Below are 13,469 nucleotides of genomic sequence, written 5' to 3'. Positions count from 1 at the left end.
ATTCGGGTTCACGCGAAGACGCAAAGACACGAAGGGTGTGGGACAGCCGATTGATTGGGGCAGATATGAAGCTGTACATTGGCAACAAGAACTATTCGAGCTGGTCGCTGCGTGGCTGGCTGGCGTGCAAGCAGTCCGGCCTGCCGTTCGAGGAGATCGTTGTTCCGCTGTACGACGAGGCCTGGCCCGAGCGGCGGCAGGCGCCCGAGTTCCAGCCGTCCGCCGGCAAGGTCCCCGTGCTGTGGGATGGCGGGGCGGTGGTGTGGGATTCGCTCGCGATCATCGACTGGCTGGCGGACCGCACGCACCGCGACCGCTTCTGGCCCAAGGACCCGGTCGCCGCCGCGCTCGCCCGCTCGATGGCGGCCGAGATGCACGCCGGTTTTGTCCCCCTGCGCCGCGAGTGCGGCATGAACCTGCGCCAGCGTTATGACGATTTCAGCGTCAGCCCCGAAGTGCATCAGGATGTCATGCGCATCCTTTCGCTCTGGGCCGAGGCGCGCGCACGGTTCGGGCGCGGCGGGCCGTTCCTGTTCGGCAGCTTCAGCGCAGCGGACATCATGTTCGCGCCGGTCATCACCCGCTTCCAGACCTATGGCATCACCCTGCCCGGCTTTGCCCAGGCCTATAGCGAGGCGATGCTGGGCCATGAATGGATGGCCGACTGGACCCAGGCCGCGCATGACGAAACATGGGTGATCGAGCGCTTCGAGCGCTGATAGCTCAGCCGCCGCGCGCGAGGATAGCCGCCAGCCCGGCCTCGTAATCGGGATAGGCAAGCTGCCAACCCAGCAGCCGCTTGGCCTTGCCATTGGCCACGCGCCGGTTCTCGGCATAGAATCCCAGCGCCATGGGTGAGAGGTTCGCTTCCTCCAGCGGCTGGAGCGGCGGCAGCGGCGCGGCGAGCAGACGGCACGCTGCCTCGATCACGCGGTTCTGCGAGCAGGGCAGATCGTCGGCGAGATTGTACGCGCCCGCAGGCCCATCGAACGACGCAATGATGCCGCCTGCGATATCCTCGACATGCACCCGGCTGAACACCTGGTCCGGCATGTCGATCCGCTTGGCGGTCCCGTCGCGCACCCGGTCGAGCGCGCTGCGACCAGGCCCGTAGATTCCCGGCAGCCGCAGCACCCGCACCCGGGTGTCGAGCGCCTGCCAGACCAGATCCGCCTCGGTCCTTGCATTGCGCCGTCCGGTGCCGACGACGGACGTTTCATCCACCCATGCCCCGCCCGCATCGCCATAGACTCCGGTCGAGGACAGATAGCCGATCCAGCGCGCAGGTGCAGCGCGCAGGATGTCGCCATAGCGGGTCAGCACCGGATCGAGCCCTGAGGTGCGGTCGGGCGGGACGCTGGAAAGAATGTGTGTCGCTTCAGCGAGTGCGGCGTGGACCGAGGCAGAGTCGGCGAAATCCACATCGCCGGAACGCCCCGTTCCGCGCACCTGCCAGCCTTGGGCGCGAAGCCTGTTTGCCAGATGCGCGGCGGTATAGCCCATGCCGAAGATGAAGAGGGTGCTCATGACCGCGAACCTAGCGGCGGGCAGAGGGGATGCAAGATCGATCGTCTGTACGCCAATCGCTCGTCACCCCCGCGCAGGCGGGGGTCCCGCTGCCTATCGGGATTGGCAGAAAAGCGGGATTCCCGCATTCGCGGGAATGACGGAAAACGGCCCGCTCTGAAAACGGCGTGACGCGGCTGGCGGTGCGCACTAGACTTGCCGCCATGGCCGATATCCAGACCGCAACCGCCAGCCCGGCAATCCAGGAACCCCCGGTGATCTACCGCGCGGACTATCAGCCGCCCGACTGGCGGGTGGAGACGGTCGCCCTGGAATTCGACCTCGATCTTTCCGCAACCGAAGTGAGCGCGACGCTTGGCATCGTGCGCAACGGCGATCATGATCGCCCGGTGCGGTTCGACTGCGATGGCGCGCTGCCGCAGACGCTGATGGTCGATGGCCAACCCGTCAACTGGCGCGATGAGGGCAACGCCATCGCCTTCGACGTTCAGGGCGAGCGCGCCATGGTGACGCTGACCACCCGCATCGCGCCCGATACCAACACCCAGCTGATGGGCCTGTTCGCCTCGGGCGGCATGCTGTGCACCCAGTGCGAGGCCGAAGGCTTTCGCCGTATCATCCCGTTCATCGACCGGCCCGACAACATGGCGGTCTATGAGGTGCTGCTGCGCGCGGACAAGCGCCGGTTTCCGGTGCTGCTTTCGAACGGCGCGCTGGTCGATTCCGGCGAATTGCCCGAGGGTCGGCATTACGCGCGCTGGCGCGATCCGCACCCCAAACCGAGCTATCTGTTCGCGCTGGTCGCGGGCGATCTGGTGGCGACGCGCGATCAGTTCACCACCAGATCGGGCGCTCCCGTCGACCTCGCCATCTATGTCCGCGCGGGCGACGAGGGCCGCACCGCGCATGCGATGCAGGCGCTGAAAGCCTCGATGGCCTGGGACGAGCAGGTCTATGGCCTGGAATATGACCTGCCGGTGTTCAATATCGTCGCGGTCAGCGACTTCAACATGGGGGCGATGGAGAACAAGGGCCTCAACATCTTCAACTCGCGCTATATTCTGGCCGATCCCGACACCGCGACCGATTATGACTATGACGCGATCGAGGGCGTCGTCGCGCACGAATATTTCCACAACTGGTCGGGCAACCGCGTCACCTGTCGCGACTGGTTCCAGCTGAGCCTGAAAGAGGGCTTCACCGTCTATCGCGACCAGTGCTTCTCCGCCGATATGGGATCGGAAGCGGTCAAGCGGATCGAGGATGTGCGGATGCTGCGTGCCGCGCAGTTCCCGGAGGATGCGGGCCCGCTCGCGCACCCGATCCGCCCCGACAGCTATATGGAGATCAGCAACTTCTACACCTCCACCGTCTATAACAAGGGCGCAGAGGTGATCCGGATGATGGCGACCATGGCGGGGCCCGAGCGCTTCCGCGCCGGCTGCGACCTGTATTTCCAGCGGCACGACGGCGAAGCTGCAACCTGCGAGGATTTCGTCCGCGCGATGGAGCAGGGCGCGGGGCTGGACCTCACGCAATTCCGCCGCTGGTACGAACAGGCGGGCACGCCGCAGGTCCAGGCGCGGCTGGAGCATGATGCCGCCACTGGCACCGCGACGCTGCACTTGCGCCAGAATTTCGCCGCCACCCCCGGCCAGAGCGACAAGCCGGTCATGCCCATTCCGCTGCGCACCGCGCTGATCGATCGCGACATGAAGGCGCATCGCGGCGAGATGCTGGTGATGCTGACCGAGGCCGAGCAGGCGCTGAGCTTTACCGGCTATGCGCGCGCGCCGGTGCTGTCGATCAATCGCGGCTTCTCTGCGCCGGTGAACCTCGATGTCGCACGCGCGACCGGCGACCTGCCGTTCCTTGTCCGGCATGATGACGATCCGTTTGCGCGCTACGAAGCGCTGCAACAGCTCGTCATCGACCGGCTGATGGCCGATATTGCCGATATGGACGGCCCCGGCGCAGCCCCGGCGCATGCGGTGTCGCTCGACGAGATCATCGCGGTGTTCGGCGATCTGGTCAGCGACCAGCGGCTCGACGATTCGATGCGCGCGGAAATCCTGAGCCTGCCGACCGAAGCGTTTCTGGGCGAGCAGATGCTGGTGGTGCGGCCCGAGGCGATCCACGCGGCGCGGCGGGCCTTGCGCAAGGCCATCGGATCGCGGCTGCTCGATCCCTGGAGGATTGCGCACGAACGCGCCTCGGCCGTGCCCTATTCGCTCAGCCGCGAGGCCCGCGGCGCGCGCAAGATCAAGTCGCTGGCGCTCGGCTATATCGCCTCGGCAGAGGCCAGCGATGCCGCGGCAATCGCGTTCGACCAGTTCGCCCGCGCCGACAACATGACCGACCGCCAGGGCGCGCTGGCGGTGCTCGCCAGCATGCGCGCGGACGAACGCGAAACCGCGCTCGACAGCTTCTACAACCGCTATCAGGGCAATGCGCTGGTCATCGACAAATGGTTCTCGCTGCAAACCGGCTCCGCGCACCCGCAGGTGCACGAACAGATGCTCGAGCTCATCCGCCACAAGGACTTCACGCTGACCAACCCCAACCGGGTGCGTGCGCTCTATTGGCCGTTCGTGTCCAACCAGGCGGTGTTCCATCATGACAGCGGGCGCGGCTATGAACTGCTCACCGATCTGATCGTGAAGCTCGATCCGCTCAACCCGCAGACCACCGCGCGCTTCATCGCGCCCTTGGGCCGCTGGCGCCGGTTCGACGAGGCCCGCGCAGCCAGGATGCGCGGCTGTCTGGAACGGATCCTGGCGCAGCCGGGGCTTTCGAAAGATGTAACCGAGCAGGTGGTGAAGAGCCTTGAGTGACATGCAAACCGTACCCCTTCTCACCTCCCCGGCCCTTGGCAGCATCGCGCACGGTTTCACCGGGCGGCGCGGCGGGGTGTCCACGGGCCTGGTCGCGGGTCTCAATGTCGGGCTGGGCTCGGACGACGACCCGGCAGCGGTGCACGAAAACCGCAGGCGCGCAGGCGAGGCGATCCTGCCCGGCTCCACTCTGGTGACGTTGCATCAGGTGCACAGCGCCGATGTCGTGCGCGTCAACGCCGCCATTCCGGTCGACGAACGGCCGAAGGCGGACGCCATGGTCACCGACCGGCCCGGCCTGCTGCTCGGCGTGCTCGGCGCAGACTGCCCGCCGATCCTGTTTGCAGATGAAGCCGCAGGCGTGGTCGGCGCGGCGCATTCGGGCTGGAAGGGCGCGTTTGCCGGCGTCGGCGAGGCGACCGTCGCGGCGATGGAGCGCATGGGGGCGCAGCGTTCGCGGATCATCGCCGCGATCGGTCCGTGCATCCAGCAGAAAAGCTATGAGGTCGACAGCGGCTTCTTCCAGCGCTTCTGCGAGGCCGAGCCGGAGAACGAGCGCTTTTTCCGCGAAGGCCGCGCGGACCATTATCAATTCGACCTGGAAGGCTATATCGCCGCGCGCCTCGCCGCCTGCGGCATCGGCACGGTGCATGTGAGCGGGGTGGATACCTATGCGGACGAGCAGGGCTATTACAGCTTCCGCCGCGCGACACATCGCGGCGAGCCCGATTACGGACGGCAGATGGGCGCGATCGGGCTGAGGGGGTAATATCTCCCCTCCCGTCAGTGGACGTTCCCCTCCCTGAAAGGGAGGGGTTAGGGGTGGGTCGAAGCGCAACAAAGCAGAGGGTAGCTCGGTAACGGCCCACCCACCCCCAGCCCCTCCCTTGCAGGGAGGGGAGCAGGGGAGGAAAATGAGGGGACATATTTCGCATTGACCAACATCTGGGGCCTGATCACCGGCGTGCTGGGTTTCGCGCTCACGCTTGTCCTGCCCGCGCCGGTCGGCATGGATGCACAGGCGTGGAGCACCGCTGGGCTGGTCTTCTGGATGGCGGCCTGGTGGATGACGCAGGCCGTGCCGCTCACCGTCACCGCGCTGCTGCCGTTCATCGTACTGCCGCTGACCGGGGTGATGAGCGCCGATGCCATCGCGGCGGAATACTATTCGCCCATCCTGTTCCTGATCCTGGGCGGCGCGTTCCTCGCGCTGGCGATCGAGCGGGTCGGGCTGCACAAGCGGCTCGCGCTCGCCATCGTCAACCGATCGGGGCACACATCGGCGCAATTGCTGTTCGCCTTCATGATCGCGACCGCGACCCTGTCGCTGCTGATCTCGAACACCTCGACCACGCTCATCATGGTGCCAATCGCCAGCGCGGTGCTGGTCGCGGGAGGCATCGCGGAGGGCGAGAGCGAAGGGCTGCCCGGCGCGCTGATGATGGGCATTGCCTTTGCCGCCTCGATCGGGGGGCTGGGCACATTGGTCGGCTCCCCCACCAACGCCATTTCGGCAGGGCTGCTCGCCAAGACCACCGGGCTTGAGATCGGCTTTGCCGAATGGGCGGCGTACGGCATGCCGATCGTCATCCTGTCGGTGCCGATCGCGGCCTTCATCCTGGCCAGGGTGCAAAAGCTCGCCGCGCACCCGTTCGATGTCGATGCCGCGCGCAGCGCGATTGCGCGCCAGGCCGAATGGTCGGTGCCCGAAAGGCGGCTGGTGCCGGTGATCGTGCTGGTGATCCTGGCCTGGATCATCCAGCCCTGGCTGAGCGGCCTGCTGCCCAAGGGCGCGCTGACCGACGGGTCGATCGCGGTGATGGCGGGGATCGCGCTGTTCATCCTGCCCGATGGCACCGGGCGGCCGATGCTGGTGTGGAAAGAGGCCAATCGCGCGCCCTGGGACGTCATCATGCTGTTCGGCGGCGGCCTGGCGCTGGCGGCGGGCATCGGCGAATCCGGGCTGGATCGCTGGATCGGCACCGCGCTGGAGCCGCTGGCGGGCGTGCCGCTGATCGTCATCGCGCTGGCGCTGACCGCCCTGGTCATCCTGGTCACCGAATTTGCCAGCAATGTCGCCACGGCCAGCGGGGTGATGCCCGTCGTCGCCAGCCTGATCGTCACCCTAGGGGTCGATCCGGTGCTGCTCGCCATGCCGGTGGCGATGGCGGCGAGCTGGGGCTTCATGCTGCCTTCGGGCACCGGACCCAATGCGATTGCCTGGGCAACCGGCAATATCGCGCTGCCGCGTCAGCTCAAGGCCGGGCTGTGGCTCGACATTGCGGGCGTTCCTCTCATGGTCGGCACGATCTGGATGGTTTCCTTTGTAATCAATTGAGCGCTCGGGCATAGATGCGGGCATGACAAGGGACGGGGAAAAGCTCCGCCCAGACCGCAGGAACCCCGCATATGACCGACACCCCGATCAAACCGATCACCACCCCCACGCCGCGCCGCAAGCCCAAGCCCGAGGTCGAGATGCTGGGCGGACGCAAGCTGAAGCCTGCCACGCTGATGATGGGCCATGGCTTTGACCCAGCCCTGTCCGAAGGCTCGCTCAAGGCCCCGATCTTCCTCACCTCCACCTTCGCGTTCGAAAATGCGGCGGCGGGCAAGCGCCATTTCGAAGGGCTGACGGGCAAGCGCCCCGGCGGCGCCGAAGGCCTGGTCTATTCGCGCTTCAACGGCCCCAATCAGGAGATCCTAGAAGATCGCCTGAGCATCTGGGACGATGCCGAGGACGCGCTGGTGTTTTCCAGCGGCATGTCGGCCATCGCCACGCTGCTGCTCGCCTATTGCAGCAACAATGACGTGATCGTGCATTCCGGCCCGCTTTATGCCGCGACCGAGGCGATGATCGCGCGCATCCTCTCGCGCTTCGGCATCACCTATATGGACTTCCCGGCGGGCGCGACCCGCGCGGAAATCGACGCGGTGCTGGAACAGGCCAAGGACATGGCAGCCAGGCAGGGCGGCCGCGTCGCGATGATTTATCTGGAAAGCCCGGCCAACCCCACCAACGCACTGGTCGATATCGAGGCGGTGGCCGAGGCGCGCGATGCGGTGCTGGGGGCAGAAGCCGTTCCGACGCCGATCGCGATCGACAACACCTTCCTGGGCCCCCTGTGGCAGCAGCCGCTGCACCATGGCGCGGACATCGTGGTCTACAGCCTCACCAAATATGTCGGCGGCCATAGCGATCTGGTCGCGGGCGGCCTCTCCGGCCCGAAGCGCTGGATGGATCCGGTGCGCGCACTGCGCAACACCATCGGCACGATCTGCGACCCCAATACCGCCTGGATGCTGATGCGTTCGCTGGAAACGGTCGAACTGCGCATGACCCGCGCGGGCGAGAATGCCGCCAAGGTCTGCGCATTCCTGGCGCAGCACCCCAAGGTCGAAGGGCTGGGCTATCTCGGCATGATCCAGGATGCGCGCCAGCAGGATATTTTCGACCGGCACTGCACCGGCGCGGGATCGACCTTCTCGCTGTTCATCAAGGGCGGTGAGGCGGATAGCTTCCGCTTTCTCGATTCCTTACGCCTCGCCAAGCTGGCGGTGAGCCTGGGCGGCACCGAAACGCTGGCGAGCCACCCTGCCGCGATGACACACCTTTCGGTTCCCGATGCGCGCAAGGCGGCGCTGGGCATTACCGACAATCTGGTGCGCATCTCGATCGGCGTCGAGGATCCCGACGATCTGATCGCCGATTTCGAACAGGCGCTCAACGTGGTCTGAAGACGGCTGCGGCGGCCCCCCGCGCGATGCCGGGGGGCCGTATGCAGGTCAGCGAATGGCGCGATAGGGAATGCCGCCGCTGCCAGACTGGCGCTGGCGGATAAGCCGGATATAGGTTTCGGCCAGGCCCCGGTTGATCCGGTCCCAGCTGTATTTCTCGCTGCGCTTGAGGCCCGCCTGGCCGTGCGCGCTGCGCAGGTCGGGGTTGCCGCAATAGGCCTGCAGCGCGTCTGCAAATTCGACCGTCGCGCCGGGACGCACCAGCTGGCCGGTGACATTGTGCTCGACCAGGCTTTCGCTGCCCGTCGCGCGCGCGGCGACCACGGGCACGCCGCAGGCCATCGCTTCCAGCGTCACATTGCCGAAGGTTTCGGTGATCGACGGGTTGAAGAACAGGTCCATGCTGGCGACCGCACGGCCGAGATCAGCCCCGCCCTGAAAGCCTGCGAACACAGCGCCCGGCAGCCGCGATTCGAACCAGCCACGGGCGGGCCCTTCGCCCACCACCAGCACCTGATGCGGCACCTTGCGGCGCACCAGCCGGTCGATCGAATCGGAAAAGACGTCGAGCCCCTTTTCCATCACCAGCCGGCCCAGAAAGCCGATCACCGGAACGTCGTCGGCCAGGCCCAGCGACCGCCGCCAGTCCATGTCGCGCATCTGCGGATTGAAGATATGCTTGTCGACGCCGCGCGACCAGATGCCGACGTCATAGCTCATCCGCTGTTCGCGCAGCACCTGCGCCATCGAATCGGACGGCGCGACAATGGCATCGCACTTGCGGTACAGACGGCGCAGGATCGCCTCGAGCACCGGCTCCAGAAACGCCATGTTGTAATAGCGCGGATAGGTTTCGAACCGGGTGTGCACCGATCCCAGCACCGGAATATTGTGCCGCTGCGCCCAGCGCACCGCGCTGTGCCCGGCGCTGTCGGGGCTGGAGACATGGACGATATTGGGCGCGAAGCGATTGAGGTCCTTCTTGATCCTGGGCGGCAGGATCGTCGTCACGCGATATTCGCTGCGGCCGGGAATCGGCAGCGAGGGCAGGCTGACAAGGTCGCCCGCCGGCTCGAACGCCGGTGTCTTGGTGGTCGGCGAATAGACTCGCACCTGCGCGCCATTTTCCAGCAACCAGCCAACCAGCCGGTTCAGGGCCTGGTTTGCGCCATCGCGGACGTAGTTATAGTTGCCACTGAACAGCGCAATGCGAAGATCGGAAATGTCCATGATCGGCCCGCCTTAAGCGTGCTGAGCGGCAAAAGCCAGCATTTGCGGGGGCAGCTGGCCGATCAGGCGTCTGCCCCGGCGGGTTCCATCGGCGGCAACAGGCGAATGCGGGTGACCCGGCGCTCGTCGCCATCGACGATCTCCAGCCGCCAGCCGCTGTCATGTTCCAGCATCCGGCCCGGTGCAGGCACCTCGCCCGCCAGCACGAAGGCCAGGCCGCCCAGCGTGTCGACATCATGGTCGATCTCGCCCAAAGCCGGGTCGACCAGCTTGGCGACATCGTCCAGCTCGGCACGCGCATCGGCGTCCCATGTGCCGTTCTCGCCGGGGATGACCAGCATCTCGGGCTCGTCGTCATGCTCGTCCTCGATATCGCCGACGATTTCCTCGACCAGATCCTCGATCGTCACCAGCCCTTCGGTGCCCGAATACTCGTCGATGACAATGGCCAGGTGGGTGCGCGTCTGGCGCATTTCGGCAAGCAGATCGAGCACGCCCATGGTTTCCGGCACGAAGCGCGGCTGACGGATCAGATTGTCCCAGCGCTCGGGGCGCGGGCCATCGGTGGCAATGATCGGGAACACATCCTTGATGTGGACCATGCCGACAATATGGTCGAGCGAGCCTTCATAGACCGGCACGCGGCTATGGCCGTGCTCGGCAAAGATCTGCACCAAGGCATCGAAACTGGCATCGCGATCGATGGCGATGATGTCGCTGCGCGGCACCGCGACATCGTCGACATCATGTTCGCTGAAATGCAGCAGGTTGCGCAGCATCTCGCGCTCGACGCGGGACAGGTCGCCGCGCGACGACGCGTCATCGGCATCGTCGTCCTCCTCGTGCTCGTCGATCGCCTCTTCAAGCTGGGCGCGCAGCGACTGGTCGTGTTGTTCTCCGAACAGCAGGGCCTTCAAGCCCCGCCATATTCGCCCCGAACCGTCGTCTTGTGCGGTGGATTTACCACCGCCATTACTGTCTCCGTCTGCCATGACTGGCTGAATCTTAACCCCGCTGTTGGTTGTCTTGGGAAGGCAGCCCGCGTCTGCGTCGCCTCAATATGGATTGTCCAGCCCCAGATTGGCAAGCGCTTTCACCTCCAGCGCCTCCATGATCTCGGCATCGGCCTCTTCGATATGGTCGTGGCCCAGCAGATGGAGCATGCCATGCGCGACCAGATGGGTGGCATGGGCGGTGAGCGCAATGCCCTTTTCCTCGGCCTCGCGCGCGCAGGTCTGATGGGCCAGCATGATGTCGCCCAGCAGCACCTCGCCGTCATCCGTGTTCGCCAGCGCGACAAAGTCATCAGGGTCGATCATCGGGAAGGACAAGACGTTGGTGGGCTTGTCCTTGTGGCGATAGTCGCGATTGAGCGCCTGCACCTCGTCGTCACTGCCGAAATGTACGCTGACCGACACCGTGAAACGCGCTTCAGCCAGCGATCCGTGCGCGCTGACCGCCAGCGCGGCAGACACCGCGCGCGCCGACAACGCCTCCCAGTCGGTATCGCCGGGCCAGAGTTCATCGACAGAGGTTTCGGTTTCGATCATGCTCGTGCCGCTTTAGGTGCCGTTTTCCGGCGAAAGCCGGAATCCAGGGGCGGGATTGCATTGTAGCCGCTCTGGGCTCCGGCTTTCGCCGGAGCACGATCACGCATCCTTGCCCTCATAGGCCTCGACGATCCGCCCGACGATCGGGTGGCGCACGACATCGGCTGCGGTGAAGCGTACCGTGCCGATGCCCTGCACGCCTTCCAGCCGACCGACCGCATCGGCCAGGCCCGAGGCACCGACGCCGCCGGGCAGGTCGACCTGTTTGGGGTCGCCGCAAATGACCATCCGGCTGTTCATGCCGAAACGGGTGAGAAACATCTTCATCTGCGCAGGCGTGGTATTCTGCGCCTCGTCGAGGATGATGAAGCTGTCGGCCAGCGTGCGGCCGCGCATGAACGCCAGCGGCGCGATCTCGATCTCGCCGCTGGCAATCCGCCGCTCGACCTGCTCGGCAGGCAGCGTGTCATAGAGCGCATCGTAAAGCGGGCGGAGATAGGGATCGACCTTCTCCTTCATGTCGCCGGGCAGGAAACCCAGCCGTTCGCCGGCCTCGACCGCCGGACGCGACAGGATCAGCCGGTTGACCGTGCCGGTGATCAGCTGGCTGACGGCCTGCGCCACCGCGAGATAGGTCTTTCCGGTCCCCGCCGGACCCAGCGCGAAGATCACGTCGTCGCGGACCAGCGAGCGCATATATTCGGTCTGCGTCGCCGATCGCGGCACGATGGTCTTCTTGCGCGTCCGGATCATGATCGCGGGCGGCTCTGCCACCTCGGACCGGACGATGCCCTCCAGCGTCGGTTCGGCCGACATGGTGATCAGCGCCTCGACCGCGCCTTCATCGATATCCAGCCCCTGTTCGATCCGCTTGTGCAGGCCGACCAGCACGTCGCGCGCCCGCGCGGCGGCTTCGGCCTCGCCCTCGATCTGGATGCGGTTGCCGCGCGCCTGGATATAGACGCCCAGCCGGTTCTCGATCGCCACCAGATTCTTGTCGAACTGGCCGAACAGCGGCCCCAGCAGCGTCGGCTCATCGAACTCCACCCCGATCCGCGCCTTGTTGGCAGGTTCGGGCCGGTTGAACGGGAAGTCGCTGCCGTAAATCGGTGAGAGGCGCGTCGATTGCGGATCGTGCTTGCCGCGCAGCTTGCCGTTATCGCCGCCGCGTCCGCCGCCATTGCCCTGTTTGCGCGCCATCAGGCGGTCACCAGGCTGAGCGGTTCGCCCGCCAGGCTGTTGGGCCCGGCAGAGACGATCTCGACCTCGATCAGGTCGCCGATGCTGGCGCGATCATCGGCGACATGCACCGATTGCAGCCAGGGCGACTTGCCGACCAGCTGGCCCGGCTTGCGCCCCGGCCGCTCTAGCAGCACCGCCATGCGCTTGCCGACCGTCGCCTGGTTGAAGCCATGCTGCTGGCTGTTCAGCAGGTCCTGCAGCCGCTGCAGGCGCTCGTCCATGATCTCGGGGCTGATCTGATCCTCCATATCGGCGGCAGGCGTGCCGGGGCGCGACGAATATTTGAAGCTGTAGGCCTGAGCGTAGCCGGTCGCGCGCACGATATCGAGCGTCGCCTGGAAATCCGCCTCGGTCTCGCCGGGAAAGCCGACGATGAAATCGCCCGACATCGCGATATCGGGCCGCGCGGCGCGGATCTTGTCGATGATCTTCAGATAGCTCGCAGCATCATGGCTGCGGTTCATCGCCTTCAAAATGCGGTCGCTGCCCGCCTGAACCGGCAGGTGCAGATAGGGCATCAGCTTGGGAATGTCGCGATGCGCGGCGATCAGCGCGTCGGTCATGTCATTGGGGTGGCTGGTGGTATAGCGGATCCGCTCCAGCCCGGTCATGTCGGCCAGCGCCTCGATCAGCCCTTCCAGCCCCTTGGCCCGGCCCTTGTCGTCGCTGCCGGTCCAGGCATTGACGTTCTGGCCGAGCAGGGTGATTTCCTTCACTCCGGCGGCGACCAGCGCATGCGCCTCTTCGACCAGATCAGCATAGGGGCGGCTGATCTCGGCCCCCCGGGTATAGGGCACCACGCAATAGGTGCAGAACTTGTCGCAGCCTTCCTGCACGGTCAGAAACGCCGATGGCCGCTGCTGGCGTGCGCGCGAGGGCAGCGCGCCGAACTTGGTGACCGCGGGCATGTCGGTATCGATCGCGGTTTCACCCCGGCGCGCCTGCTCGATCAGCTGCGGCAGCCGGTGATAGGCCTGGGGCCCGACGACGATATCGACGCTGCGGGCGCGCCGGGCGATCTCCTCGCCTTCGGCCTGGGCGACGCAGCCGGCGACCGCGATCATCGGCTTGGTCCCGTCGTCACGGCGCAGGCGGCCGATGTCCGAATAGACCCGCGCGACCGCCTTTTCGCGGATATGGCAGGTGTTGAGGATGACCAGATCGGCATCCTCGCGGGCTTCGGCTTGGGTCATGCCCTGCGCGGCCAGCATCTCGCCCATCCGCTCGCCATCATAGACGTTCATCTGGCAGCCGAACGAGGTGACGAAATAGCGGCGGGGGGCGTCCCCGGCAGATTCGGGGGCGGGCGCGGGCGGTGTATCGATGCTGTGGGTCATGAATGCCAATG

At 65.9% G+C, this 13,469-nt stretch carries 11 protein-coding genes; 5 read left to right on the top strand and 6 right to left on the bottom strand.

Features of this window, described 5'->3' with window-relative positions; all coding sequences use genetic code 11:
• Nucleotides 1-65 precede the first annotated feature (65 nt).
• Entirely contained in the window at nt 66-719 is a 654-nt protein-coding gene (locus OU999_14690; GenBank protein ID WAC22974.1) for a glutathione S-transferase family protein, read from the top strand.
• A 4-nt stretch (nt 720-723) separates the two neighbouring features.
• Here the strand turns inward: OU999_14690 and OU999_14685 are convergent, their stop codons facing one another.
• Entirely contained in the window at nt 724-1,527 is an 804-nt protein-coding gene (locus tag OU999_14685) for an SDR family NAD(P)-dependent oxidoreductase (GenBank protein ID WAC22973.1), read from the bottom strand.
• A 203-nt stretch (nt 1,528-1,730) separates the two neighbouring features.
• On the opposite strand from OU999_14685, the gene pepN reads away from it, so the two are divergent.
• From pepN to OU999_14665, 4 genes are all read left to right on the top strand, one after another.
• A complete protein-coding gene (gene pepN / locus OU999_14680) occupies nt 1,731-4,361 on the top strand; it encodes an aminopeptidase N (protein WAC25438.1) in 2,631 nt (876 codons plus the stop codon).
• Between the two features lies 1 nt (nt 4,362).
• Entirely contained in the window at nt 4,363-5,130 is a 768-nt protein-coding gene (gene pgeF, locus OU999_14675; protein ID WAC22972.1) for a peptidoglycan editing factor PgeF, read from the top strand.
• Nucleotides 5,131-5,295: 165 nt separating this feature from the next.
• The gene (locus OU999_14670; protein ID WAC22971.1) at nt 5,296-6,699 is read left to right on the top strand and encodes a DASS family sodium-coupled anion symporter; all 1,404 of its coding nucleotides are present in this window, start codon (nt 5,296-5,298) and stop codon (nt 6,697-6,699) included.
• 71 nt (nt 6,700-6,770) lie between these two features.
• Entirely contained in the window at nt 6,771-8,099 is a 1,329-nt protein-coding gene (locus OU999_14665) for a cystathionine gamma-synthase family protein (protein WAC22970.1), read from the top strand.
• Between the two features lie 48 nt (nt 8,100-8,147).
• On the opposite strand, the gene OU999_14660 is transcribed toward OU999_14665, so the two are convergent.
• The 5 genes from OU999_14660 to miaB all read right to left on the bottom strand — a co-directional run bounded on the left by OU999_14660 (nt 8,148) and on the right by miaB (nt 13,458).
• On the bottom strand, nt 8,148-9,329 hold the full coding sequence (locus tag OU999_14660) for a glycosyltransferase family 1 protein (GenBank protein WAC22969.1): 1,182 nt from the start codon (nt 9,327-9,329) through the stop codon (nt 8,148-8,150).
• 62 nt (nt 9,330-9,391) lie between these two features.
• Entirely contained in the window at nt 9,392-10,321 is a 930-nt protein-coding gene (locus tag OU999_14655; GenBank protein ID WAC22968.1) for a hemolysin family protein, read from the bottom strand.
• Nucleotides 10,322-10,384: 63 nt separating this feature from the next.
• On the bottom strand, nt 10,385-10,879 hold the full coding sequence (gene ybeY, locus OU999_14650) for an rRNA maturation RNase YbeY (GenBank protein WAC22967.1): 495 nt from the start codon (nt 10,877-10,879) through the stop codon (nt 10,385-10,387).
• A gap of 99 nt (nt 10,880-10,978) precedes the next feature.
• On the bottom strand, nt 10,979-12,079 hold the full coding sequence (locus OU999_14645) for a PhoH family protein (GenBank protein WAC22966.1): 1,101 nt from the start codon (nt 12,077-12,079) through the stop codon (nt 10,979-10,981).
• Nucleotides 12,079-13,458 carry a tRNA (N6-isopentenyl adenosine(37)-C2)-methylthiotransferase MiaB gene (miaB, locus tag OU999_14640; protein WAC22965.1) on the bottom strand — a complete coding sequence of 460 codons (1,380 nt, stop codon included), beginning with the start codon at nt 13,456-13,458 and terminating at the stop codon, nt 12,079-12,081. Before miaB ends, OU999_14645 begins: the two co-directional genes overlap by 1 nt.
• Nucleotides 13,459-13,469 lie beyond the last annotated feature (11 nt).

The organism is Blastomonas sp. SL216 (assembly GCA_026625625.1).
Taxonomy (GTDB): Bacteria; Pseudomonadota; Alphaproteobacteria; order Sphingomonadales; family Sphingomonadaceae; genus Blastomonas.
This window is presented reverse-complemented; position numbering and strand designations above follow the sequence as displayed.

Coding starts and splice junctions, on each gene's coding strand:
- miaB (WAC22965.1), bottom strand. CDS start 13,458: ATGACCCACAGCATCGATACACCGCCCGCGCCCGCCCCCGAATCTGCC.
- ybeY (WAC22967.1), bottom strand. CDS start 10,879: ATGATCGAAACCGAAACCTCTGTCGATGAACTCTGGCCCGGCGATACC.
- OU999_14660 (WAC22969.1), bottom strand. CDS start 9,329: ATGGACATTTCCGATCTTCGCATTGCGCTGTTCAGTGGCAACTATAAC.
- OU999_14690 (WAC22974.1), top strand. CDS start 66: ATGAAGCTGTACATTGGCAACAAGAACTATTCGAGCTGGTCGCTGCGT.
- OU999_14665 (WAC22970.1), top strand. CDS start 6,771: ATGACCGACACCCCGATCAAACCGATCACCACCCCCACGCCGCGCCGC.
- pgeF (WAC22972.1), top strand. CDS start 4,363: ATGCAAACCGTACCCCTTCTCACCTCCCCGGCCCTTGGCAGCATCGCG.
- pepN (WAC25438.1), top strand. CDS start 1,731: ATGGCCGATATCCAGACCGCAACCGCCAGCCCGGCAATCCAGGAACCC.
- OU999_14655 (WAC22968.1), bottom strand. CDS start 10,321: ATGGCAGACGGAGACAGTAATGGCGGTGGTAAATCCACCGCACAAGAC.
- OU999_14685 (WAC22973.1), bottom strand. CDS start 1,527: ATGAGCACCCTCTTCATCTTCGGCATGGGCTATACCGCCGCGCATCTG.
- OU999_14645 (WAC22966.1), bottom strand. CDS start 12,079: ATGGCGCGCAAACAGGGCAATGGCGGCGGACGCGGCGGCGATAACGGC.